18 protein-coding genes are annotated in these 23065 nt (G+C 71.8%); 4 read left to right on the top strand and 14 right to left on the bottom strand.

The annotated features are described in order from the left end of the window. Window positions 1-43: 43 nt before the first annotated feature. Both OKJ99_RS03370 and OKJ99_RS03375 read right to left on the bottom strand, forming a co-directional pair. Window positions 44-1447, bottom strand: a complete 1404-nt coding sequence (locus tag OKJ99_RS03370; protein WP_326014204.1) for an amidohydrolase family protein — start codon at window positions 1445-1447, stop codon at window positions 44-46. Between the two features lie 131 nt (window positions 1448-1578). Further along, entirely contained in the window at window positions 1579-2718 is a 1140-nt protein-coding gene (locus OKJ99_RS03375) for a glycoside hydrolase family 6 protein (RefSeq protein ID WP_326014342.1), read from the bottom strand. Window positions 2719-2873: 155 nt separating this feature from the next. On the opposite strand from OKJ99_RS03375, the gene OKJ99_RS03380 reads away from it, so the two are divergent. Then, on the top strand, window positions 2874-3587 hold the full coding sequence (locus OKJ99_RS03380; protein ID WP_326014205.1) for a DUF5995 family protein: 714 nt from the start codon (window positions 2874-2876) through the stop codon (window positions 3585-3587). Between the two features lie 82 nt (window positions 3588-3669). Beyond that, window positions 3670-4605, top strand: a complete 936-nt coding sequence (locus OKJ99_RS03385; RefSeq protein WP_326014206.1) for an LLM class F420-dependent oxidoreductase — start codon at window positions 3670-3672, stop codon at window positions 4603-4605. An 11-nt stretch (window positions 4606-4616) separates the two neighbouring features. Here OKJ99_RS03385 and OKJ99_RS03390 read toward each other — a convergent pair whose 3' ends face one another. The 8 genes from OKJ99_RS03390 to rpe form a co-directional block, all read right to left on the bottom strand. Then, window positions 4617-6320, bottom strand: coding sequence for a flavin monoamine oxidase family protein (locus OKJ99_RS03390; protein ID WP_326014207.1), 1704 nt, complete (start codon window positions 6318-6320; stop codon window positions 4617-4619). Between the two features lie 74 nt (window positions 6321-6394). Continuing rightward, entirely contained in the window at window positions 6395-7195 is an 801-nt protein-coding gene (locus OKJ99_RS03395) for a carbon-nitrogen hydrolase family protein (protein ID WP_326014208.1), read from the bottom strand. 191 nt (window positions 7196-7386) lie between these two features. Continuing rightward, the gene (locus OKJ99_RS03400; RefSeq protein WP_266721849.1) at window positions 7387-7839 is read right to left on the bottom strand and encodes an Lrp/AsnC family transcriptional regulator; all 453 of its coding nucleotides are present in this window, start codon (window positions 7837-7839) and stop codon (window positions 7387-7389) included. Window positions 7840-7849: 10 nt separating this feature from the next. Further along, window positions 7850-9334 carry an amino acid permease gene (locus tag OKJ99_RS03405; protein ID WP_326014209.1) on the bottom strand — a complete coding sequence of 495 codons (1485 nt, stop codon included), beginning with the start codon at window positions 9332-9334 and terminating at the stop codon, window positions 7850-7852. 317 nt (window positions 9335-9651) lie between these two features. Next, window positions 9652-11094, bottom strand: coding sequence for a GuaB1 family IMP dehydrogenase-related protein (locus OKJ99_RS03410; RefSeq protein ID WP_326014210.1), 1443 nt, complete (start codon window positions 11092-11094; stop codon window positions 9652-9654). A 139-nt stretch (window positions 11095-11233) separates the two neighbouring features. Then, window positions 11234-11551 carry a barstar family protein gene (locus tag OKJ99_RS03415; RefSeq protein WP_326014211.1) on the bottom strand — a complete coding sequence of 106 codons (318 nt, stop codon included), beginning with the start codon at window positions 11549-11551 and terminating at the stop codon, window positions 11234-11236. 97 nt (window positions 11552-11648) lie between these two features. Continuing rightward, window positions 11649-12632, bottom strand: coding sequence for a sugar-binding transcriptional regulator (locus tag OKJ99_RS03420; protein ID WP_326014343.1), 984 nt, complete (start codon window positions 12630-12632; stop codon window positions 11649-11651). Between the two features lie 197 nt (window positions 12633-12829). Continuing rightward, window positions 12830-13516 (bottom strand): ribulose-phosphate 3-epimerase, encoded by a 687-nt coding sequence (rpe, locus tag OKJ99_RS03425; protein WP_326014212.1) that lies wholly within the window; start codon window positions 13514-13516, stop codon window positions 12830-12832. Between the two features lie 161 nt (window positions 13517-13677). Between rpe and OKJ99_RS03430 the strand changes: the two genes are divergently transcribed. Next, entirely contained in the window at window positions 13678-15804 is a 2127-nt protein-coding gene (locus tag OKJ99_RS03430) for an MMPL family transporter (protein ID WP_326014213.1), read from the top strand. A gap of 57 nt (window positions 15805-15861) precedes the next feature. On the opposite strand, the gene OKJ99_RS03435 is transcribed toward OKJ99_RS03430, so the two are convergent. Both OKJ99_RS03435 and fmt read right to left on the bottom strand, forming a co-directional pair. After that, window positions 15862-17292, bottom strand: coding sequence for an RsmB/NOP family class I SAM-dependent RNA methyltransferase (locus OKJ99_RS03435; RefSeq protein ID WP_326014215.1), 1431 nt, complete (start codon window positions 17290-17292; stop codon window positions 15862-15864). A gap of 104 nt (window positions 17293-17396) precedes the next feature. Continuing rightward, window positions 17397-18326, bottom strand: coding sequence for a methionyl-tRNA formyltransferase (fmt, locus tag OKJ99_RS03440; RefSeq protein WP_326014216.1), 930 nt, complete (start codon window positions 18324-18326; stop codon window positions 17397-17399). A gap of 282 nt (window positions 18327-18608) precedes the next feature. Between fmt and OKJ99_RS03445 the strand changes: the two genes are divergently transcribed. Further along, entirely contained in the window at window positions 18609-19184 is a 576-nt protein-coding gene (locus OKJ99_RS03445) for a hypothetical protein (protein WP_326014218.1), read from the top strand. Between the two features lie 238 nt (window positions 19185-19422). On the opposite strand, the gene OKJ99_RS03450 is transcribed toward OKJ99_RS03445, so the two are convergent. Both OKJ99_RS03450 and metK read right to left on the bottom strand, forming a co-directional pair. Beyond that, window positions 19423-21564: a primosomal protein N' gene (locus OKJ99_RS03450; protein WP_326014219.1), complete on the bottom strand. Its 2142-nt coding sequence runs from the start codon at window positions 21562-21564 to the stop codon at window positions 19423-19425. A gap of 121 nt (window positions 21565-21685) precedes the next feature. Further along, window positions 21686-22894 carry a methionine adenosyltransferase gene (gene metK / locus OKJ99_RS03455; RefSeq protein WP_326014220.1) on the bottom strand — a complete coding sequence of 403 codons (1209 nt, stop codon included), beginning with the start codon at window positions 22892-22894 and terminating at the stop codon, window positions 21686-21688. Window positions 22895-23065 lie beyond the last annotated feature (171 nt).

A 23065-nucleotide genomic window follows, 5' to 3' on the forward strand; every position in this document is an offset into this window, starting at 1 on the left:
GGGGGGCCGTTGGACGGACGGCCGCTAGCTGTACCTGTGGCTGTCAGTGCTGCCAGGGGGTGGTGAGTGGGCCGAAGCCGGCCCGGTGGACGAGGCGTTCGGCCCGTTCCTGGGCCTCCTCCAGCAGCGCCTCCTCGTCGACGAGGGTGCAGCGGCCCTCCTCGACGACGACGCGTCCGCCGACGACGGTCATCTCCACGTCGCCGCCGCGCGCGGAGTAGACGAGCGCGGCCACCGCGCGGTGCAGCGGGCGCAGGTGGGGGCGGTCGAGCGCCACCACGGCGAGGTCGGCGGGGGCGCCGGGCGCGAGCACCCCGGCGCCGTTGCCGACGTACCGGCCGCCTTCCCTGGTGGCCAGTTCCAGGGCCTCCTCGCAGCGCGCCACCGCCGGGTCGAGCGTGTCGAGGCGCTGGGCGAACAGCGCCTGCTTCATCACCTCGAACATGTCCTGGCGGTGCCCGGCGCTCGGCCCGTCGGTGCCCAGCGCCACCACGGCCCCGGCGTCGCGCAGTCGGCGCAGCGGCATCACTCCCGAGGCGAGGTACGCGTTGGAGGCCGGGTTGTGGGCGACCGCCGCGCCGCGTTCCCCGACCGCCTTGGTCTCGGCGTCGTCGAGCCAGACGGCGTGCGCGAGGGTGGCGCGTTCGTCGAGGAGACCTTCCGCCGCGAGCCAGCTCACGGGCCTGATCCCGTACGCGTCGAGGTAGCTCGCCGGGTCCTTGGCGCCCTCGCTGCAGTGCGTGTGCCACCGGACGCCGAACTCATGGGCCAGCCCGGCGGCGCCGCGCATCAGTTCCTGGTCGCCGTAGCTGAGGTTGAGCGGGGCGGGCCAGATCTCGACGGCGGATCCGCGCGGCCGGCTCCGCATGCAGTCCCGCGTGATGTCGAGTTCCTCCGCCACGGAGTAGCGGAAGAGCTCGTCGGGCAGTCCGCGGGCGGCGGCGACGGCGGTCTTGTGCCCGATCATGCCGCGCGCCACGACGCCGCGAAGCCCGGTCGCCTCGATCGCGCCGGCCACCGAGAGAACCGTTTCGGCGTCGGTCGGCGCGTAGTGGTTGTCGACGACCGTGGTGATGCCGGAGCGCAGCGCCTCCACCGCGCCGAGCGTCGCCGCGACCCGCGCGTCCTCGGCGTCCACGGCGATCGAGTACGGCCACATGAACTCGCACAGCCACGGCCAGATGGCTTGCCCCTCGCCGAGCCCCCTGGCCAGCGCCTGGAACAGGTGACTGTGCCCGTCCACGAACCCCGGCAGCACCGCCCGGCCCCGGCAGTCCACCACCCGCGCGCCCCGCCACCCGGCCTCGATCTCCGCCGCCGGACCCACCGCCACGATCCGGTCGCCCGCCACCGCGACGGCGCCGGGTTCGTACACGTTCCTGCCGTCGTCCACGGTGACCACATGGCCTCCGGTGAACAAAAGGTCGCACTGCCGCACGGAGTCCATTGAGCCTCCAGGGTCCAGGAATCTCGGGCATCGGCCATATTTCACATTGCATGCAACATATTCCGGCCACCGAAACTGTCAACCCCTCAAGTACGTACGGGACTTGCGGGACCCGCCCCGCAATCAGTGGCTCAGTCCGCCAACTCGTACGCGTAGTCCGCCGTGAACGTCCCCGGCCGGCCCTTGCACCCGTCCGACTCCCCGGGCAGCTTCACCCACAGGTAGGCGTCGATCCCGGCCTCACTGGTGCGCAGCGTCGGGGCCCGGCCCAGTTTGCGGCCGTCGGGGTCGCACCACTCGCCGTCTGCCGGGGCGCCGTTGCCGTTGCGGCTCGTGTCGATGACGGCGCCCAGGCCGCTCGGCCCGCCCAGCGCTGCGAGCACCTTGCGGGCGTACGCGATCTCGTCCGACGTCCGGTGGAAGTTGGAGACGTTGGTGAACACGCCGTCGGACGACGCGGCGGAGGCGGCGCCCGCCGCCCGCAGCCGCGCGGCCTGGGTGCCGGGCGGGTTCCAGGCCGAGTGTCCGGCGTCGTAGTAGACGCGGGCGCGCGGGTTCGCGGACTTGAGGGCCCGGCCCGCGTGCGCCAACGCGGCGTAACGGTCCGCCTGTTGGCCCCTGGAGAGGCACTCGGTCTGGGACAGGGCGTCGGGCTCCAGGATCACGACGACCTCGCGGGAGCCGAGGCCGCGCGCGAACCTCTCGATCCAGTCGCCGTACGCGTCCAGGTCGGGCGCCCCGCCCTCCGAGTGCCCGCCGCAGTCCCGGTCGGGGACGGCGTACGGCACGAGCACCGGCACCTGTCCGGCGCGCGCCCCTGCCGAGGTGACCGCGCGGACCCGCGCGGTGATCGTGGCGGGCGCGTAGTCGGCGAACCAGACGGCGGCCGGGCGGTTCGCTATCCGGGACTCGATCAGCGGGCGGCGCGGGTCGGAGCGGTTGGCCCGCACCCAGTCGAGTACCTGGGAGTCGCCGTAGCGGTAGAGGTCGCTCGCGGCGCTCGACGGCCGCGCCTTCTCCGGAGCCGGGGTCGGGGTCGGCTTCGGCGTCTTCTTCTTCGGCTTCGCCCGTGCGCTCTGCGACGGCGAGGGCGAATTGCCGGTCGGCGACGCGGTCGGCAGCGCCGGCAGTGGGCGCAGGCTCGGGGTCGCGCTCGCGGTCGGCCGCGCCTCGTCGGCGCCGGCCTTGTCGCGGTCCAGGGCGGACACGAGGCCCGCGACGGTGCCGACGGCCACCACGACCGAGGCCGCCGCGGCGAGCGTCCCGCGCACGGTCCTGCGGCGCCGCTCCGCCCGCCGTTCGGCCAGCCGACGCGCGCGTAAGCCCGACACCGCACCCTCCCCTTCCAGGTCCGCCGTTCCCTCGTTCTGGGGAAGCCCCCGGCCAGCCGACGTCCGCGTAAGGCTACGGCTGCGACGCTGCGTGCATGGCGCAGTTGGAGCGGTTCGCACAGGCCCGGATCCCGGCTCTCGGGGTCGACATCGTGATCGCACGAATGCGCGCGCTCGGCGCGGATCTGCCACCGCGCGACGGCGTGGCCGTCTTCAACCGGGTCTACCTCTCCGTCACGGAGGAGATCGGCCGGGCGATCGACGGGGGCCTCGCGGGCGGCTTCCCGGACCGGGGAGCGGCGGTCACGCTGGACGTCCGGTTCGCCGAGCGCTATCTCGTGGCGGTCGACGCGGCGGTGCACGGCGCGCGCCCGCCCGCCTGCTGGCGGCCCCTGTTCCAGTTCCGCCGGCATCCCGGCGTACGCCCGTTGCAGTTCGCGCTCGCGGGCATCAATGCGCACATCGGGCACGATCTGGCGCTCGCCGTCGTGGACGCGTGTCGCACGCTGGGCTGCGAACCGGACGCACTGGAGGACGAGTTCGAGCGCGTGGGCGACCTCCTCGTCTCGCTGGAGGAGCGCATCCGCGAAGAGCTGATGCCGGGCCCCGATCTGCTCCAGGTCGCCGATCCGCTGACCCACCTGCTCGGCGCGTGGAGCCTGGAGCGTGCCCGTGACGGCGCGTGGGGTGCGGCCCGCGCCCTGTGGGCGCTGCGCGGCCTGCCGTCCGTGGAGGCCGAGTTCGCCCACCGGCTCGACACTTCGGTGGGCCTGGTCGGCCGGATGCTGCTCACCCCGCTGCCCGACTGACCCGGCCGACGCCCCGGGAACATCCGTACAGCACAGGCGCGTTGGCACAAGGACCCGCACTGTCGAGCAAAGGAGCACGAGCATGGCGACGACGACCCGACTCGGCCTCGGACTGCCCCAGATGAAGCAGTACGACATCGGCAGGGACGTGCCGGACGTGGCACGCGCCGCGGAGGCGGTCGGCTACGACAGCCTGTGGGTGTTCGAGCGGATCCTGTACCCCGAGCCCGCCACCCAGGGCCTGTACGGGATCCCGGGCCTGCCCTGGCCCGATCAGTATCGCTCGGTCGCCGACCCGCTCGTCGCGCTCACCCTGGCGGCGTCGGCGACGTCCCGCGCGCGGCTCGGCACCAGCGTCCTCGTGGCGCCGCTGCACCTCCCCTTCCAACTCGCCCGCTCACTCGCCTCGTTGGACGCGGCGAGCGGGGGCCGCGTCGTCGCGGGGCTCGGCACGGGCTGGTCGCACGACGAGTACGCGGCGGCCGGCGTGGCCCCCTTCGAGCGGCGCGGCAAGGTGCTCGACGAACTGATCGACGTGTGCCGCGCGGTGTGGGGCCCGGACCCGGTGTCGTACGAGGGCGAGCTGACGACGATCGCGCCGTCCGTGGTCGGCCCCAAGCCGGCCGGACCGCTGCCGATCCTGCTCCCGGCGAACAGCCCGAAGTCCGCCCGCCGCCTGGTCGACCGGGGAGACGGCTGGATGCCCGCGGCAATGGGGGCCGAGGGCCTCAAGCAGCAGTGGGACCGGCTCCAGGCGCTCGCCGAGGAGCGCGGCCGCACCGCTCCCCTGCAAACGGTGCTGCGCGTCAACACGGTCCACACCCGCGAGCCGTACACCGGCGAGGACCGCAAGCCGTTCCAGGGCAGCGTCGACCAGATCGTGGAGGACCTGGTCGCGCACGACGAGGTGGGCCTGGAGGAGATCCTGATCGAACTTCAGGGCCAGGCCCGCGACGCCGAGGAGCTCAAGGACGTCGCGGCGGAGCTGTACGGGAAGGCGCGGGCGGCCGGGGTCTAGGACAACAGGTCCTAGTCCTCCGGGAGCTCCACCGGCGCGATCTCGTCGAACACATCGCCCGGACCGGGGTTCGACGCGTCCGTGCTGCCGCCCAGGTGGTGCATGACGCCCCACACCGCGTTCAGAGCGGTCTGCACGGCGCCCTCGGCCCACCCGGCCGTCCACGAGATGTCGTCACCGGCGAGGAAGATGCCCCGCCGGTCCTCGGGCAGGGTCTCCTGCATGAAGTGCGTGAACAGGCGGCGCTGGTAGCGGTAGTGGCCGGGCAGGTTCGCCTTGAACGCGCCCATGAAGTACGGCTCGTTCTCCCAGGACACGGTCACCGGGTTGCCGATGATGTGCTTGCGGATGTCGACCTTCGGATAGATCTCGCCGAGCGACTTCAGCATCACTTCGAGCCGCTCGTTCGCCGACAGCGGCAGCCACTTCAGGCTGTCGTCGCACCACGTGTAGGAGAGGCAGATCGTGGCGGGCTTGTCGGGCCCGTCGTCGAGCAGGTACGTCCCGCGCGTCATCCGGTCCGTCAGCGTCATCGACATGACGTCACGGCCTGTGACCTCGTCCTTGTCGAGCCAGAACGGCCTGTCGACCGGCACGAACAGCTTGCTGGACTCCATGTAGTGCGTGCGCTCGATCGCCGTCCAGTGGTCGATCGGGAACAGCGAGTCGTCGCAGTCCACCTTGGACAGCAGCATCCACGACTGCGCGGTGAAGATCGCCGTCTTGTACGTGCGGATGTCGCCGTCGGCGTCCGTGACGGTGATGTGGTTGCCGGCGGTGCGGGACAGCCGGGTCACGGCCGGGCGCGGCTTGCCGTCCACGTGCACGGTGGACAGCGAGGTCCCGGGCGCCCAGTGCACGATCTTCTCCGGCGCGCGCTCCCACAGGCGCAGCGGCAGCTGCTGCGAGCCGCCCTCGATGCCGCGGTGGTGGTCGTCGGCCTCGGTGTAGACGACGCGCAGGATCTCCAGGATGGAGTTCGGGAAGTCGGTGTCCCAGCCGCCGGTGCCGAAGCCGACCTGGCCGAAGATCTCCCGGTGCCGGAAGGACTTGAACGCCTCCGACTCGCAGAGGAACCCGTAGAAGGTCTGGTTGTCGAGCTTCTCGACGAGCTTGCCCCAGATCTCGCGGATCCGCGGCACGTCGCGCTCGCGCATCGCCTGGTTCATGTCGGAGAAGTCGGCGCCCTCGTCGAGGCACTTGTTCCAGGCCTCGGCGACGTCCCGGTACACCTGCGGCAGGTCGGCGAGCGTCTCGGCGTAGTGCGACTCGCCCTTGAGGTCGACGACGGTCGAGGGCGTGGCCTCCGAGAGGGGGTTGGGGAACGCCCGCGTCTTCAGGTCCACCATGTCGATGTAGTGCTGCAACGCCGTGGACGACGGCGGGAAGCGCATCGCGCCCATCTCGGCGGTCAGTCCCGAGGCCTGCGCCGGGGTGCCCTCGAAGCCGACCGTACGCAGCCGGCCGCCGATCTGGTCGGCCTCGTACACGACGGGCTTGAGGCCCATCTTCATCAGTTCGTACGCGGCGACGATGCCGGACAGGCCGCCGCCGATGACCGCGACCTCGGTGCCGTGCTCGGTCGCGGGTATCTGGCCGAGGCCCGCCGGGTGGGCGAGGAAGTCGTCGTACGCGTACGGGAAGTCCGGCCCGAACATCGTGATGGGCGGCTGGCCCTCGGTGTGCTGGGCGGCGGTGGGCACCGTGGACGTCATGGGGTACGGACTCCTTGCGGGTACTGAAGTGCGGGGCAGGAAGCGGGAGTTGAGGCGGCCGGGGCGGCCGGGACTCAGGAGGTGAGCGGGCCGTAGAGGGCAGGGCGGCGGTCGCTCAGATACGGGTTGGCCGCGCGGGAGGCGGCGAGGAGGTCGGGGTCGGCATCGGCGAACACCAGCTCTTCGCCGCGGCCCGCGCGGGCGCGGGCCACGCCGTCGGGGCCCGCGAGCGTGGAGAGCCCGACGAACTCGAACTCCCCTTCCGCGCCGACCCGGTTGACGTACGCGACGTACATCTGGTTCTCGAAGGCGCGCACCGGCACGACCGATTCGGCGACGAACTGGAAGGGGTGCATCTGCGCCGTCGGCACGAGCAGCAGGTCGGTGCCCGCGAGGGCGTGGGCCCGGACGTTCTCCGGGAACTCGACGTCGTAGCAGATCATCAGGCCGACCCGCAGACCGTTCAGCTCGGCCTGCACGACCGGCTGCTCGCCGGGCGTGAACTGCTCGCGCTCGAAGCAGCCGAAGAGGTGCGTCTTGCGGTAGTTCGCGAGGCGGGTGCCGTCGGCGGAGATCAGCTGTACGGAGTTGAAGACCGGGCCGTCGGGGCCGCCCGCGCGCTCCGGGTATCCGTAGGCGACGGCGAGGCCGTGCCGGTGCGCGATCTCGGCGATCGCGTCGGCCGCGTCCCCGTCGGCGGGCTCGGCGAGCCGGGCCACGTCGTCACCGATCGCGTACCCGGTCAGGAACATCTCCGAGGTCACGAGGATCTCGGCGCCCGCCGCGGCGGCCCGCCCCGCGGCCGCGTCGAGAACCTTGAGGTTCGCGGCGGTCGAGCCGGGGTGTCCTGAGCTCTGGAGCAGGGCGGTGCGCATGGGTGTCCTCAACCGGTACGGGGCGGGGTTCGGGGTCACCAAAAAGCTACGGGGGCCCGCCACCGTGGACAAGGAGCACCTGTTGCACGCTGCTGAGCTGTTCGTTGCGTGATTTTCGCGCCGAACGGCGATTCGTTGCGCGGGGCCCGTGGGGCTCGCTCGGGCCCCGCTCGGGCCTCGCTCCGGCCTCGTTACGCGGGCGAACCCGACGTGAAGCGGCGCATCAACGGCGACAGGACGAGCACGGATTTCGTCCGCTCGACGAACGGCTCCCCCGCGATCCGCTCCAGGACCCGCTCGAAGTGCCGCATGTCGGAGGCGAAGACCTGGACGATCGCGTCCGCCTCACCGGTGACGGTGGAGGCGGACACGACCTCGGGGTAACGCTCCAGGCCCCGCCGGATCGCCTCCGGCGAGGTGTTGGAGCGGCAGTACATCTCGATGAACCCCTCGGTCTCCCAGCCGAGCGCGGCCGGGTCGACCCGCACCGTGAACCCGGTGATCGCGCCGGTGGCCCGCAGCCGGTCCACGCGGCGCTTCACGGCGGGCGCGGACAGGCCGATCTGCTGGCCGATGTCGGCGTAGGAGCGGCGGGCGTCCTCGGCGAGGGCGTGCACGATGCGTTCGTCGAGATCGTTCAGCAAGGCAGGAGGTTCACTTTTCTGCGTCTACGGGGCCGGATTCCGGGGCGGCCAGGCGGGAGCGGCGCATCCCGTAACTGAAGTAGAACACGAGACCGACGGCCATCCAGACACCGAAGACGATCCAGGTGATAGCGGACAGGCTGCCCATCATCCACACGCAGAGCGCGAAACCGATGACCGGCAGGACCGGCGACAGCGGCACGCGGAAGGTGCGCTTCATGTCGGGGCGGGTCCGGCGCAGGATGATCACGGCGATGTTGACCAGGGCGAACGCGAAGAGCGTGCCGATGCTGGTGGCATCGGCGAGCTGGCCGAGCGGGACGGCCGCCGCGAGGACACCACAGAACAGGGACACGATGACCGTGTTGGCGCGCGGCGCCCCGGTCTTCGGGTGCACCTTGGCGAAGATCTTGGGCACGAGGCCGTCGCGGGACATCGCGAACAGCACACGGGTCTGCCCGTAGAGCACGGTGAGCACGACGGACGCGATGGCGATGACGGCACCGGCGGCGAGCACCGTGCCCCAGAACGGCTGGCCGGTGACATCCTTCATGATCGCGGCGAGCGTCGCCTCGGAGTCGCTGAAGTCCGTCCAACGGCGGGCGCCCACGGCGACGGCGGCCACGAGGACGTACAGCGCGGTGACGATGATCAGCGACAGCATGATGGCGCGCGGCAGGTCGCGCTGCGGGTTCTTCGCCTCCTCACCGGCGGTGGAGGCGGCGTCGAAGCCGATGTACGAGAAGAAGAGCGTGGCACCGGCGGCGCTCACGCCCGCCATGCCGAGCGGCATGAAGTCCTCGTAGTTGCCGGACTTGAAGCCCATGAAGCCGATGACGCAGAAGAGGATCAGGGCCGCGATCTTCACGGCGACCATGATCGTGTTGGCCCGCGCCGACTCCTTGGCGCCGCCCAGCAGGAACACCATGGCGAGCAGCACCACGATGAGCGCGGGCAGGTTGAAGATCCCGCCGTCACCGGGCGGCGCGGACAGCGCGGCCGGGATGGTGACGCCTATCGTCCCGTCGAGCAGCTCGTTGAGGTACTCGCCCCAGCCGACGGCGACCGCGGCGACCGAGACCCCGTACTCCAGGACCAGACACCAGCCGCACACCCAGGCGAGCAGTTCGCCCATCGTTGCGTACGCATACGAGTAGGAGGATCCGGCGACCGGGATGGTGCCGGCCAGTTCGGCGTACGAGAGCGCCGAGAAGAGCGCGGTGAGACCGGCGATCACGAAGGACAGCGTGACGGCGGGACCGGCCTTCGGCACGGCCTCGCCGAGCACCACGAAGATGCCGGTGCCGAGCGTGGCCCCGATGCTGATCATGGTCAGCTGCCAGAGCCCCAGGGAGCGCCGCAGCGATCCACCTTCGCCCTGGCCGCCCTCCGCGACCAGGAGATCCACCGGTTTGCGCCGCATGAGGCGAGCACCGATCCCCGCGGCGGCGGGGGCGGTTTGCGGGGTGCGCGGGGGTGCGCCGTGATCGAGCACGGACTGGCTCCTTGATCGCTGCCGGGTGGGGTTGACCGCAGCGAGGGGACGCGGCGGAGCACACCCGGAAAACGGGTCCCGCCGAGCAGGCCGAACCCCCGCCACGCAACGTACAGCGGATGACTCTAGAGGAGTTCTCTTCTCAGGTGTAATGCAGCAACCTTGCGCAGTCGCGCATGATCGTTGCGCTACGTTCCGAGAGTCGGACGATCGTTGCGTACGACCTTTCGTCCGTTGCGTACGGATTGACCGGATACGACAAAACCCCGCGCCCCTCGGGAGAGGGGCGCGGGGTTCGCGGCGGGGTGCGGGAGGGGTCAGCTCCAGCTGGCGTGCAGCGGCTTGCCCTCGGCGTATCCGGCGGCGGACTGGATGCCGACGGTGGCCCGCTCCTCGAACTCGGCGAGCGAGTTGGCACCGGCGTACGTGCAGGAGGAACGGACACCCGCGATGACCGAGTCGATCAGGTCCTCGACGCCCGGACGCTCCGGGTCGAGGAACATCCGCGAGGTGGAGATGCCCTCCTCGAAGAGCGCCTTGCGGGCGCGGTCGTAGGCGGACTCGTCGGAGGTCCGGTTCTTCACGGCGCGCGCGGAGGCCATGCCGAAGGACTCCTTGTAGGCGCGGCCCTTGGCGTCGTGCTGGAGGTCGCCGGGCGACTCGTACGTCCCCGCGAACCACGAGCCGACCATGACGTTGGAGGCACCGGCGGCGAGCGCCATGGCGACGTCGCGCGGGTGCCGAACGCCGCCGTCGGCCCACACGTGCTTGCCGTGCTTCCTGGCCTCGGCGGCGCACTCCAGGACGGCGGAGAACTGCGGCCGGCCGACGCCGGTCATCATGCGCGTGGTGCACATGGCGCCGGGTCCGACACCGACCTTGATGATGTCGGCGCCGGCCTCGATCAGGTCCTTGACGCCGTCGGCGGCCACGATGTTGCCCGCGACGATCGGCACCTGCGGGTCGAGCGCGCGGACCTTCTTGATCGCCTCGATCATCGACTCCTGGTGGCCGTGAGCCGTGTCGATGACGAGCGTGTCCGCGCCGGCGTCGAGCAGCTGCTTGGCCTTGCCCGCCACGTCGCCGTTGATGCCGACGGCGGCGGCGATGCGCAGCTTGCCGTCGGCGTCGGTGGCCGGGGTGTAGAGGGTCGCGCGCAGGGCGCCGGTGCGCGTCAGGATGCCGGCGAGCCTGCCGTCCTTGTCCACGGCCGGGGCGTAGCGGCGGTTGGCGCCGTCCAGCTTGTTGAAGGCGTCGCGCGGATCGATGTCCGCGTCGAGCAGCAGCAGGTCCTTGGCCATGACCTCGGAGAGCTGCGTGAAGCGGTCGACGCCGGTCAGGTCCTGGTCGGTGACGACGCCGACGGGCCGCTGCTCGTCGTCGACGACGACACCGGCGTTGTGCGCACGCTTGTTGAGCAGCGCCAGGGCGTCCGCGACGGTCTGCGTCGGCGCGAGGACGATCGGGGTGTCGAGCACCAGGTGGCGCGTCTTGACCCAGGAGATGACCTCGGTGACGACCTCGATCGGAATGTCCTGCGGAATGACGACGAGGCCACCGCGGCGGGCGACGGTCTCGGCCATACGACGCCCGGCGATCGCGGTCATATTGGCGACGACCAGCGGGATCGTGGTGCCCGTGCCGTCCGGCGAGGACAGATCCACGGCCTGCCGGGAGCCGACGGCGCTCCGGCTCGGCACCATGAAGACGTCGTCGTACGTCAGGTCGTACGCGGGCTTGATGTCATTGAGGAAACGCACGTGCGGACATCCCAGTCGGTAGAAGGGGGCTCCAGAAGTCTGCTCCCGGGGCACAAAGCACGTACTTCATTTTCCCACGTCGACAAGGATCACGTCTCCGGGGCGAACCTCCCAAGGGGGGGCACCCCGCCTTGGATGATCATCCGAGCGCGAGCAGCACCTTCGCCGCGGAGGCCTGTGCGAACACCTCACAGGCGATCTCCCACTGCCCCGGCCCGCGCTCCTTGAACTCCTGCCACCCGGACACGACGAGCACGAGCGCCCCGTCAGGATCCGTCTCGGGAAGCTGTCCGGGGTCACTCAGCGCATCGGCGAGCGCGTCCCAGTTCCGCCCGAACCACTCGGGCAGCTCCAGCGCACTGGCGCACCGGTCCATGAACCCGGCCTTGTCGGTGATCCCGTCGAGGTCGAGCCCGCGGACGGTCCACCGGGCCGGCGAAGCGGGCAGCCCGCTCATCGAAGCACCACCTTGAACGACTCCGCATCAAGCCCCGCCGGCGATTGAGGCGCGGGGTCCGGGGCAGCGCCCCGAGACCGCACCCCCTCTGCCGGCCTCACACCCCGTCGGGATCCGCCCGCTGCAGCGCCGGCTTCGGCGCGGACCCTGCCGCCAACAGGTAATCGGCCGCAGCCGTGTCCGTGACCAGACTGGTCACAAGCCCGGACCGCAGCACCGCGTCAATGGCGGCAGCCTTCCGCTGCCCACCCGCGATCGCGACGACTTCCGGTATCCGCCGGAGGCGATCCGCCTCGACGGTGATGCACCGCTCCCCCAGGTCCCGGCCGACCCGACGCCCCTGCGCGTCGAAGAGGTGCGCGGACATCTCGGCGGCGACGCCCAGGGACGCGTAGTGCGCGCGCTCCTCGTCGCTCAGCATGTCGTGCACGGTCGAGATACCGGGCTCCCAGGAACCGATGGACACGCACGCGACGGTGACCTTGTCGAAGTACTCGAAGGCGCGGGCGATCCCCGTCTGGTTGCGCAGCGCCGACGCCGTCGCGGCGTCCGGCAGCAGCATCGGCGCGTAGATCGGGTGGGCGTCACCGCCGGAGACCTGCGCGGCACGCCGCACGGCCTCCACGGATCCGCGCTCCGCGGTCCCCGCGTCGTACACGCCGGTCAACTGCACCACGGTGCACGGCGGAAGCCGGTCGAGGGCGGCCGCCATGTGGATGGTGGAGCGGCCCCACGCGAGGCCGAGCACATCGCCCTCGGTGACCAGCTCGCCGAGCAGATCGGCGGCGACCTCGCCGAGGTTCTCCGGGTCGGGCGACTCGTCCACGTCGGGGGGCGACTCGACGACGACCGCGTGGCGCAGTCCGTAGCGGGCCCGCAGCGCGTCGGAACGCTCGGCGTCCAGCTCGGCAGGGACTCGGATCTCGATGCGGACGAGATCCCGCTCGAGGGCGGTCTCGAGGACCCGCGCCACCTTGAAGCGGCTCACGCCGAACTCCTCGGCGATCTGGATCTTGGACTTGTTCTCGAGGTAGAAGCGACGGGCCATGGCCGCCGCCTGCACCAGCTCCGCGGGTCCCATCCGCAGGGCCGCCCGTCCCGCCGATGATGCGGACACGGCGTTCTCCTCACTTCTCTTAAGTCACGAAACTTCTCTTAAGTCATGAAATCGACTACGGCTCACTAATCGACTGCTGTCCACAACCTGGATACGCCGTCATCCTTGCAGATCCGACGCGGTTGATCAGCCCCGATGGGCGCCGTTCACGAACCCGTGGCTCAGTGGTCGCACGCCCAGGCCGCGGACGCTGTAGCGCCTTCCGCCTGGGTGCGCAGTGCACGTACCGCCTCCGCCGGATCCTTCGCCCCGTAGACGGCCGAACCGGCTACGAAGACGTCGGCGCCCGCCTCGGCGCACCGCTCGATCGTCGCGGCGGACACTCCGCCGTCGACCTGCAGCCACAGCTCCAGACCGTGCTTTCCGATCAGCTCACGGGTGCGGCGGATCTTGGGCAGCATGATGTCCAAGAACGCCTGCCCCCCGAATCCCGGCTCAACCGTCATGATCAGCAGCATGTCGAGCTCGGGGAGCAGATCCTCGTACGGCTCGATCGGCGTCCCGGGCTTCAGGGCCATCGAGGCGCGGGCGCCCTTGGCGCGGATCTCGCGCGCGAGGCGGACGGGGGCGGCGGCCGCCTCCGCGTGGAAGGTGACGGACCCGGCACCCGCTTCGACGTACTGCGGGGCCCAGCGATCGGGGTCCTCGATCATCAGATGGCAGTCCAGCGGCGTGTCCGTCGCGCGCGCCAGCGACTCTACGACCGGAACCCCGAGGGTCAGGTTCGGGACGAAGTGGTTGTCCATGACGTCGACATGGAGCCAATCGGCGCCTTCGGCGGCCTTTGCCTCGTCGGCAAGGCGGGCGAAGTCCGCGGACAGGATGCTGGGGTTGATCTGCACGGCCATGCCCCAAGCGTGCCATGCCCGGGGCCCCCGCTCCGCCTCGGTCCGGTCCATACCTGAGACCGATACCGAGCCGTGCCCGCCCGTGCCATTCTTGGCGGCTCGCAGGAGGGGCCGGCCTCCGGTCCCTGGGGAGCACCGCGCACGACGCAGCGGGGGACGCCATGGCGGACGAGCAGAGCACGGTGAGCACGGCGCCCGGACGCCGCGGTGTCGCGTGGCTGGTGTGCGGGCGGCGCAGCAAGTGGCTGGTGCTGCTGCTGTGGCTGGTGGTCATCGTCGGCACGGCGCCGCTCGCCCAGAAGCTCACCGACGCGCAGGACAACGACGCGCAGTCCTGGCTGCCCGGCTCCGCGGAGTCCACCCAAGTCCTCGACCTGTCCAAGGACTTCAGGCCGGAGACCATCCCGGCCGTGGTGATCTACGCGCGCGAGGGCGGGCTCACGGTCGCGGACCGGGCCCGGATCGCCAAGGACGTCGCCCAGATCAAGCAGCTGAGCGCCCACGGCGTGCGGGGCACGGAGACCCGCGGCCCGGTCTTCGACAAGCGGCCGGGCCCTTCGGCGGCCCAGGTCTACGTCCCGATCACGATGGACGAGAAGGGCTGGGAGCGGATCGCGCCCGCCGTGGACTCCATCCGTGACCGCAGCGGCACGTCGGCGGACGGCCTGCGGATCCACATCACCGGTCCCGGCGGCACCTCCGCGGACTTCTCCGAGGCCTTCGACGGCATCGACTCGACGCTGCTGTTCTCGGCGCTCGGCATCGTGGTCGTGATCCTGCTGTGCACGTACCGCAGCCCGTCCCTGCTGCTCGTACCGGTACTGAGCGTGGTGGCGGCCCTGTTCACGGCGCAGGCGCTGATCTACCTCCTCGCCCAGCACGCGGGGCTCACCGTGAACGGGCAGAGCGCGGGCATCCTCACCGTCCTCGTGTTCGGCGCGGGGACGGACTACGCGCTGCTGCTCGTCGCCCGCTACCGCGAGGAGCTGCGCCGGCACGAGGACCGCCACGAGGCGATGGCGCTCGCCCTGCACCGGGCGGGCCCCGCGGTGCTCGCCTCGGGCGCGACGGTCGTCCTGAGCATGCTGGTCCTGCTGACGGCCGACATGAACTCGACGCGAGGCCTCGGGCCGGTCGCCGCGATCGGCGTCGCCGTCGCCCTGCTCGCGATGCTGACGCTGTTCCCCGCCCTCCTGGTGATCTTCGGCCGCTGGCTCTTCTGGCCGGTGGTCCCGCACGTCGGCTCGCCGGAACCCACCGAGCGGGGCGTGTGGGCGCGCACCGGACGAAGGATCGCGCGCCGCCCGCGCCTGGTCTGGATCGCGACGGCGGCGGCACTCGCGCTGCTCTCCCTCGGCCTGATCCAGCTGAAGGCGGAGGGCATCGGCAACGCCGACTCGTTCACCGACAAACCCGACTCGATCGTGGGACAGGAGATCTCGGCGGAGTACTTCCCCGCGGGCACCGGCGACCCCCTGGTCATCGTCGCGAACCAGGCCCAGGGCGAGCAGGTCAGGCGTGCGGTCGCCACGACGAAGGGCGTCGTCCGCGGCAGTATCGGCGTGCCACCGAACACCAGGCCCGCGGCGGACGGCCGGGTCCTCTTCGAGGCGACGACGACCGCGCCGTCCGACAGCCAGGCCGCCAAGGACACGGTGGACCGGGTGCGGGCCGCGGTGCACAAGGTGGACAGCGCTGACGCCAAGGTGGGCGGCGGCTCGGCGGCGCTGCTCGACATGGAACGGGCGACCACGCACGACAACAAGCTGGTGATCCCGCTGGTCCTGGTCGTCGTCCTGCTGATCCTCTGCCTGCTGCTGCGGGCCCTGGTGGCACCCCTGTTGCTGATCGCGACGGTCGTGCTGTCCTTCGCCGCGGCCCTCGGCATCAGCGCGCTGGCCTTCCGCCACCTCTTCGACTACGCGGGCGAGTCGACGGACTTCCCGCTGTTCGTCTTCGTGTTCCTGGTGGCACTCGGCATCGACTACAACATCTTCCTCACGACCCGCATCCGTGAGGAGGCCGCGCGCCAGGGCACCAGGACCGGTGCCCTCACCGGCCTGGCCGCGACCGGCGCGGTGATCACCTCGGCGGGCCTGGTCCTGGCGGGCACCTTCGCCGCCCTGGGCACCCTCCCGATGGTCGCCTTCGCGGAACTCGGCTTCGCGGTGGCGGTGGGCGTACTCCTGGACACGTTCATCGTCAGGTCGATCCTGGTGACGTCCCTGTTCCTGGATGTGGGCGACAAGGTCTGGTGGCCGAGCCGCTCAAGCCCCGCCGGCGATTGAGGCGCGGGGTCCGGGGCAGCGCCCCGAGTCGTCAACCCCGGACCACCGCAACACGACTCACGCCGTACGCCGAATCAGCGCCAAATACATCGCATCGGTCCCATGCAGATGCGGCCACAACTGCACATCCGGCCCCTCCCCCAACGCCGGCACCCCCTCCATCAACGGCCTCGCGTCGACAAGCTCCGCCCCGGCGAACTGCTTCAGCACGTCCCCGACGACCGCCCGCGTCTCCGCGAGATGCGGCGAGCACGTCGCGTACCCCACGACGCCCCCCACCCGCACGGACTCCAGCGCCTTGCGCAGCAGGTCCCGCTGCAGCGGGGCGAACCCCTCCAGGTCCTCGGAACGCCGCCGCCACCGCGCCTCCGGGCGCCGCCGCAGCGCACCAAGTCCCGTACAGGGCACGTCCATCAGGATCCGGTCGAAGGTCTCGGGACCCCACGGCGGCCGCGTCCCGTCCGCGGCGATCACCTGGTAGGGACCCGGGTTGCCTGCCAGCGCCTTCGCGACGAGCCCGGCCCGGTGCGGCTGCTTCTCCGACGCGAGCAACGTCGCCCCGCGCTCGGCGGCGAGCCCGGCGAGCATGGCCGCCTTGCCGCCGGGACCCGCGCAGCCGTCGAGCCACTTCTCGTCGCGGCCCTCGACCGGAGCGTTCGCGAGTGCGATGGCCACCAGCTGGCTGCCCTCGTCCTGCACACCGGCCCGCCCCGACCGCACGATGTCGAACGAGCCCGGCTCACCGCCCTCGGCAAGCCGAACCGCGTACGGGGACCAGCGCCCCGGAAGCCCCGAGTCCTCGCCCACCTCGGCAAGTACGTCCTCGGCCGTGGCCCGTCCGGGCCGCGCCACGAGCGTCACCTCGGGCCGCTCATTGTCGGCTTCGAGCAGATCCTCGATCCCGGCACGTCCACCGCCCAGCGAGTCCCACAAGGCAGAGACAACCCATCGCGGGTGCGAATGCACCACGGACAGATGGTCGTCGGGATCGTCGTCGTAGGGCGGCGCGACCCGCTCGACCCACGCGTCGAGGTCGTGCTGCGAGACCTTCCGCAGCACGGCGTTGACGAACTTGGCCCGCCCGTCACCGAGCACGACGCGCGCCAGCTCGACCGACGCGGACACGGCGGCGTGCGTCGGGATCCGCGTGCCGAGCAGCTGATGCACGCCGAGGTTGAGCACATCGAGAACCGGCGGATCGACCTCCCGCAGCGGCCGGTCGATACAGGCCGACACGATCGCGTCGTACGTCCCCTGCCTGCGCAGCGTCCCGTACACGAGCTCGGTCGCGAGCGCCGCGTCGCGTGCGTCGAAGTCGCCCTTCTCGCGGGCCTTGCGCAGCAGCGGCGGCAGCACGAGGTTCGCGTACGCGTCCCGCTCGTCCACCGCGCGCAACGCCTCGAAGGCGAGGATGCGCACGGCGTCCTTCTTGGGACGACGGTGGGGCTTGCCGGGCTTACGAGGGGGCCGGCCGGGCTGGTCGCTCAAAGGTGCTCCGCTGCTGGGATCGTACGGGCGCTACGCACGGGTCGTACGCCGGGATGAACCCTCCCAGGGTACGTCCCGGCCCGACAGCGGTCCTCGTGGGCTCGTCAGCCCAGGGTCTCCCCCTCGGCGATCCGGGTGCCCCGCGCCCAGTCCGCCGCGGCCATCGGCTTCTTGCCCTGCGCCTGCACCCAGAGCAGCTCGACGGCGTGCGAACCGGTGCCCACGTACAGGTTCTTCTTGCCCGCGCCGATCTCACCCGGCGCCAGGTCGGTCCTGTCGGGCGCGAGGACGGCCGTGCGCACCTTGAGCCGCTCGCCGCGGAACTCGGTCCAGGCACCCGGCGCGGGCGTGCAGCCCCGCACGACCCGGTCGACCCGCAGAGCCGGCGCGTGCCAGTCGATACGGGCGTCCTCCACGGTGATCTTCGGCGCGAGGGTGACGCCGTCGGCGGGCTGCGGCACGGCCTCGATCGTGCCGTCCTCGATCCCGTCCATCGTCGCGCAGAGCAGCCCGGAGCCCGCGAACGCGAGCCGGGTCAGCAGGTCACCGCTGGTGTCGGTGGCACGGACCGTCTCGGTCACCGTCCCGTACACGGGCCCGGAGTCGAGCCCCTCCTCGATGAGGAACGTGGACGCGCCGGTGATCTCGTCACCCGCCATCACCGCGTGCTGCACGGGCGCGGCGCCCCGCCACGCGGGCAGCAGCGAGAAGTGCAGATTGACCCAGCCGTGGGCGGGCACGTCGAGCGCGACCTTCGGGAGCAGCGCCCCGTACGCGACGACCGGGCAGCAGTCGGGAGCGATCTCCCGCAGCCTCGCCAGGAACTCCTCGTCGCGCGGCTTGGCCGGCTTGAGCACCTCGATGCCGGCCTCCTCGGCCCGCTGGGCGACCGGGCTCGCGACCAGACGACGGCCGCGCCCCGCCGGTGCGTCGGGCCGGGTGACGACCGCGGCCACCTCGTGCCGGCCGGAGGCGATCAGGGCGTCCAGGGCGGGAACGGCGACCTCGGGGGTGCCTGCGAAGACGAGCTTCATCGGTGGCTTACAGCCTCTCGGGGCAGGGTCAAGGGCAGCGCACCAGTCTATGGGCGCCGTGCGGCGGGCGCGCAGGGGGCGCACGTCATGACGTGCGCCCCTCGCATATGCGGATGCGCCCGAACAGCGTGACCACTCACCGAATGGCGCGTTGGTCAAGAAAGAGTTGACCAGTCAATGGGCCGCAATCAGTCATCCGTCATCGTTCACTCGCCTTCGTCGGTGTCGCTTGACGCGAGCGTGGCCCGATCCTTTTTCATCGCCGGTTCGAGAGGCTTGTTCATGGCCGACCACGCAACCCACGACGCCCAGGCACGGGCCAGCCTGCATCTTCTTGTGCGGGACATCGAGCGGGTCCGCCGTCAGGTGGACGCGCTGCGCACCCTCACCGCACAGCTGGGCAACGTCTACCGCCCGCGCCGCTCGGGCCCCTCCGCGGGGTTCGTCGTCTACGGGAGGGCGCCCGCCCCCACCGTCCGTCTCGCCCAGGAACTGCGCGACAGCGTCGAGACGTTGGTCACCGCAGCCGTGGACTTCGACCGTTCGCTGGGCTTCTCATGGGACGCGGTGGGCTCCGCGCTCGGCGTCACCAAGCAGGCGGTCCACCGCAGGTACGGGGCGCGCAGGGCGGTCACCCAGGCGGCGGCCGAGGCCGAGCGCGGGGCGGAGCTCCCGGCGTCGCCGGCATCCGCCGTGCCGTCTCCGGCGGGAGCCCCGCGTCCCCCCATGCCGATGGGAGCGGGCCCGCTGTCATCGGTCCCGGCCGCCCGCGCGCTGCCCACCCAGCCGTCCGCGGTCACCACGGGCCTGCGCGACGACGCGCGCCCCAGCGCCTTCCCCGGCCCGCGCCACGGCTGAGCCACGGCTGAGCCACGGCTGAGCCACCACGCCACGCATACCACTGCCTCCCCGTACGCCCGGTCGCGCACGGGGAGGCAGCAGTACTTCCACCCCGCCCCGCCCCGCCCCGCCTTGGGCAATCTGCCGCCTTGGGCGGCAGGGTGGGCAAGGCGGCACCCCGGTGCCGCGCACACCCACAAACGGCGTCAACCACGGTGCCGGACGGCGCCAACCACGGCCGACCAGAAGCCCCCGCTCACCCGATATCGAGCGGATCCACCCGCACCCGTACGGGCTCGCCCGCACCCCGCGCCATCCGCGCCGCCTGCGCCTGCTTCAGGGCGCGCGCGAGCACGGAGCCGCTCCCCGGCGGCACCCGCACCAGCACCCGCTCCCACTGCTCCCCGGCCGGAGGCCCCCCGCCCCGCCGAGCCGCACCGGGTATCGCCTCGGGCACCGGTACGGGTCCCAACACCTCCGCGTCCCCCGGAAGTTCCACCGCCCCCATGAATCCGGCGACCGCCTCCGCCGTCCCCGTGACCGCCGCCATCCGCGACACGGGCGGAAACCCGAGCTCGGCCCGGTCCGCGAGCTCCCGCACCGCGTGCCCCACGGGATCCCACCGCACCAGCGCCTGCACGGGCCGGAGCGTTGGCTCGGCGACCACGACCACCGCGCCCCCCACCTCCTGCGGCCGCACCAGCGCGGCCGCCGCGATCCACCGTCGCAGCGCCTCCTCGCCCGCCCGCAGATCGGCCCGCCCCAGCATCGCCCACCCGTCGAGCAGCAGCGCCGCCGCGTACCCGCCCTCGGCGACCGGCTCGGCCCCCGGCGTGCTCACGACGAGCGCGGGTGTCCCCGGAACCGTGTCGAGCACCTGCTCCCGCCCCGACGTCCGCACCGGTACAGCGGAGAACGCCCGCCCCAACTCCTCGGCGGTGCGTCGCGCCCCGACGACCTGCGCCCGCAACCGGGTCCCCCCGCACTCGGCGCACTGCCAGCGCCCTTCCTCGCGCCCGCACCACCCGCACGCGAGCGCGCCGGTCGCCTCCCGTGCCTCCAGCGGCCCCGCGCACTGCCGGCACCGGGCGGGCTCACGGCACCGCTGACACGCGAGCCGCGGAACGTATCCCCGCCTCGGCACCTGCACCAGCACCGGGCCCTCGCGCAGCGCGGTCCGCGCCACCTCCCACGCGAGACTCGGCAACCGGGCGGCCCGCGCCGCCTCGTCGCGCGCCACGTCCCGGTCCCCCACGGTGCGGACGAGCGGAGCGACCCGTCGTACGACGTCCCGCGGCGCGCTCATGGCAGCGGCCCACCCGCTGCGCACCAGCTGGGCGGCCTCGACGGTGCAGCTCCAACTCCCCAGCAGGAACGCACACTTGTCGCGCGTGGCCCGCAGCTCCAGAACCTCCCGCACATGCGGGAAGGGCGCGTGATCATCGCTGTGGTGCTGGTCCCCGTCCTCCCACACCACGACGAGTCCCAGGTCCCGTACGGGAGCGAACATGGCCGCACGCGTCCCCACGACGGCCCGTACGGTCCCCCGCCGCACGGCAAGCCACTCGGAATACCGCCGCTGCTGCCCGGCGTCAGCGGTCAGCAACGCGTGCTGCCCGTCTCCCAACTCCTCCCGCAGCGCGGCATCGACGCGCGCCGCGAGCCGCACGGTCGGCACGACGACCAGGGCCCCCCGCCCCGAGGCGAGCGTCGCCCGCACGGCCCGAGCGATCTCGTCGGCCCACTCGGGCCCGGGCAGCGCGGTCCACACGGCCCGAGGCGCGCCGCCCGCCGTCAGCGAGGCCAGGAAATCGGCCCCCCGCTCGTACCGCGCCCAGGAACCGGTCTCCGGTGCCCCCGGCAGGGCGGGAGGAGCCGCGAACTCCCGGGCCTCGGCCTTGGCGTGCCGCGGCGGAATCGCGAGCTGCAGCACATCGGCGAGGCTCCCCGCATACCGATCGGCAACGGCCCGGGTCAGCCCGAGCAACTCCGCATCGAGCACGGGTTCCGGCGACACTACCTGTGCGATCGCGGCGAGCGGGCCCTGATATTCGGCCTCGGCCACCCGCTCGACAAGAAACCCGTCAATCAACCCACCCCCTTCACGCCGCCCGTCCCGCACGTTCCGGTTCCCCGCACCGAACCGGACCCGCACCCGCACGCCCGGCTGCGCGGCGGCGTCCAGCTCCTTCGGCACCGCGTACTCGAAGTACCGGTCGAGATGCAGCACCCCCTTGTCCACGAGCACCCGCGCCACCGGCAGTTCCCCGGCCAACGGCGCCCCCCGCCACGTCCGCGGCTTCGCCTTCGGCACTTTGGCGGCCCGCACGCTCTCCCGGATCAACGCAAGCTGCTCCGGCTCCCCGCCCTCGTCGCCCCTGTCGTTCTCGCTGCTCACACGTGCATTCCTACCAGAGGGGACTGACACCGGGCCCGCCCCGAAGCGGCCCGGAAACGCCGTAGGGCCCGGCCCTCCCAGAGGAGAACCGGGCCCTACGGGCCGATCAATGACGCAAGGCCTAGAGCCCCGCGGCCTTGCGGAGCGCGTCCACGCGGTCCGTCCGCTCCCACGTGAAGTCGGGCAGCGCGCGACCGAAGTGGCCGTACGCGGCCGTCTGGGAGTAGATCGGGCGCAGCAGGTCGAGGTCGCGGATGATCGCGGCCGGGCGGAGGTCGAAGACCTCCGAGATCGCGGCCTCGATCTTGTCCGTGTCGACCGTCGCCGTACCGAAGGTCTCCACGAACAGACCCACCGGCTCGGCCTTGCCGATCGCGTACGCGACCTGGACCTCGCAGCGCGCGGCGAGACCCGCGGCCACGATGTTCTTGGCGACCCAGCGCATCGCGTACGCGGCCGAGCGGTCGACCTTGGACGGGTCCTTGCCGGAGAAGGCGCCGCCGCCGTGGCGGGCGTAGCCGCCGTACGTGTCGATGATGATCTTGCGGCCGGTCAGGCCGGCGTCGCCCATCGGGCCGCCGATCTCGAAGCGGCCGGTCGGGTTGACCAGCAGGCGGTAGTTCTCGGTCTCCAGCTTGATGCCGTCCTCGAGCAGCGCCTTCAGCTCCGGCTCCACCACGAACTCGCGGATGTCGGGGGCGAGCAGGGAGTCCAGGTCGATGTCGCTCGCGTGCTGCGAGGAGACCACGACCGTGTCCAGACGGACCGCCTTGTCGCCGTCGTACTCGATGGTGACCTGGGTCTTGCCGTCGGGGCGCAGGTAGGGGATCGTCCCGTTCTTGCGCACCTCGGAGAGGCGGCGCGAGAGGCGGTGCGCGAGGTGGATCGGGAGCGGCATGAGCTCCGGCGTCTCGTCGCACGCGTAGCCGAACATCAGGCCCTGGTCGCCCGCGCCCTGCTTGTCGAGCTCGTCCTCATCGCCCTCGACGCGCTTCTCGTACGCCGTGTCGACGCCCTGCGCGATGTCGGGCGACTGCGAGCCGATGGAGACCGAGACGCCGCAGGACGCGCCGTCGAAGCCCTTCTTCGACGAGTCGTAGCCGATCTCGAGGATCTTGTCGCGCACGAGCTGCGCGATCGGGGCGTACGCCTTGGTGGTGACCTCGCCGGCCACGTGCACCAGGCCGGTGGTGATCAGCGTCTCGACGGCGACGCGGGACGAGGGGTCCTCGCGGAGCAGCGCGTCGAGAATGGTGTCGCTGATCTGGTCAGCGATCTTGTCGGGGTGACCCTCGGTAACGGACTCCGAGGTGAACAGGCGACGGGACACAACGCTCCCTGTGGTTGCAGCGGCTGCTGGCTGATCATTTGACGGTTGGTGCGGGGGGCTGCGCCCGGCACCGTCCGGGAACAGTTTATCGGTCGTACTCGGCCGCCGGGTCACGTGTCTCGCCTACTGGGAGTGCTGTGACCTGCGACACCGCATTGTGCGATACGACGA

Source organism: Streptomyces endophyticus (genome assembly GCF_035798155.1).
GTDB lineage: Bacteria > Actinomycetota > Actinomycetes > Streptomycetales > Streptomycetaceae > Streptomyces > Streptomyces endophyticus.

Bases quoted from the DNA above. Each gene is read 5' to 3' on its own strand.
- OKJ99_RS03370 (WP_326014204.1), bottom strand. From the start codon at position 1,447: ATGGACTCCGTGCGGCAGTGCGACCTTTTGTTCACCGGAGGCCATGTG.
- OKJ99_RS03380 (WP_326014205.1), top strand. From the start codon at position 2,874: ATGGCGCAGTTGGAGCGGTTCGCACAGGCCCGGATCCCGGCTCTCGGG.
- OKJ99_RS03385 (WP_326014206.1), top strand. From the start codon at position 3,670: ATGGCGACGACGACCCGACTCGGCCTCGGACTGCCCCAGATGAAGCAG.
- OKJ99_RS03390 (WP_326014207.1), bottom strand. From the start codon at position 6,320: ATGACGTCCACGGTGCCCACCGCCGCCCAGCACACCGAGGGCCAGCCG.
- OKJ99_RS03395 (WP_326014208.1), bottom strand. From the start codon at position 7,195: ATGCGCACCGCCCTGCTCCAGAGCTCAGGACACCCCGGCTCGACCGCC.
- OKJ99_RS03415 (WP_326014211.1), bottom strand. From the start codon at position 11,551: ATGAGCGGGCTGCCCGCTTCGCCGGCCCGGTGGACCGTCCGCGGGCTC.
- OKJ99_RS03420 (WP_326014343.1), bottom strand. From the start codon at position 12,632: ATGGGACCCGCGGAGCTGGTGCAGGCGGCGGCCATGGCCCGTCGCTTC.
- rpe (WP_326014212.1), bottom strand. From the start codon at position 13,516: ATGGCCGTGCAGATCAACCCCAGCATCCTGTCCGCGGACTTCGCCCGC.
- OKJ99_RS03430 (WP_326014213.1), top strand. From the start codon at position 13,678: ATGGCGGACGAGCAGAGCACGGTGAGCACGGCGCCCGGACGCCGCGGT.
- fmt (WP_326014216.1), bottom strand. From the start codon at position 18,326: ATGAAGCTCGTCTTCGCAGGCACCCCCGAGGTCGCCGTTCCCGCCCTG.
- OKJ99_RS03445 (WP_326014218.1), top strand. From the start codon at position 18,609: ATGGCCGACCACGCAACCCACGACGCCCAGGCACGGGCCAGCCTGCAT.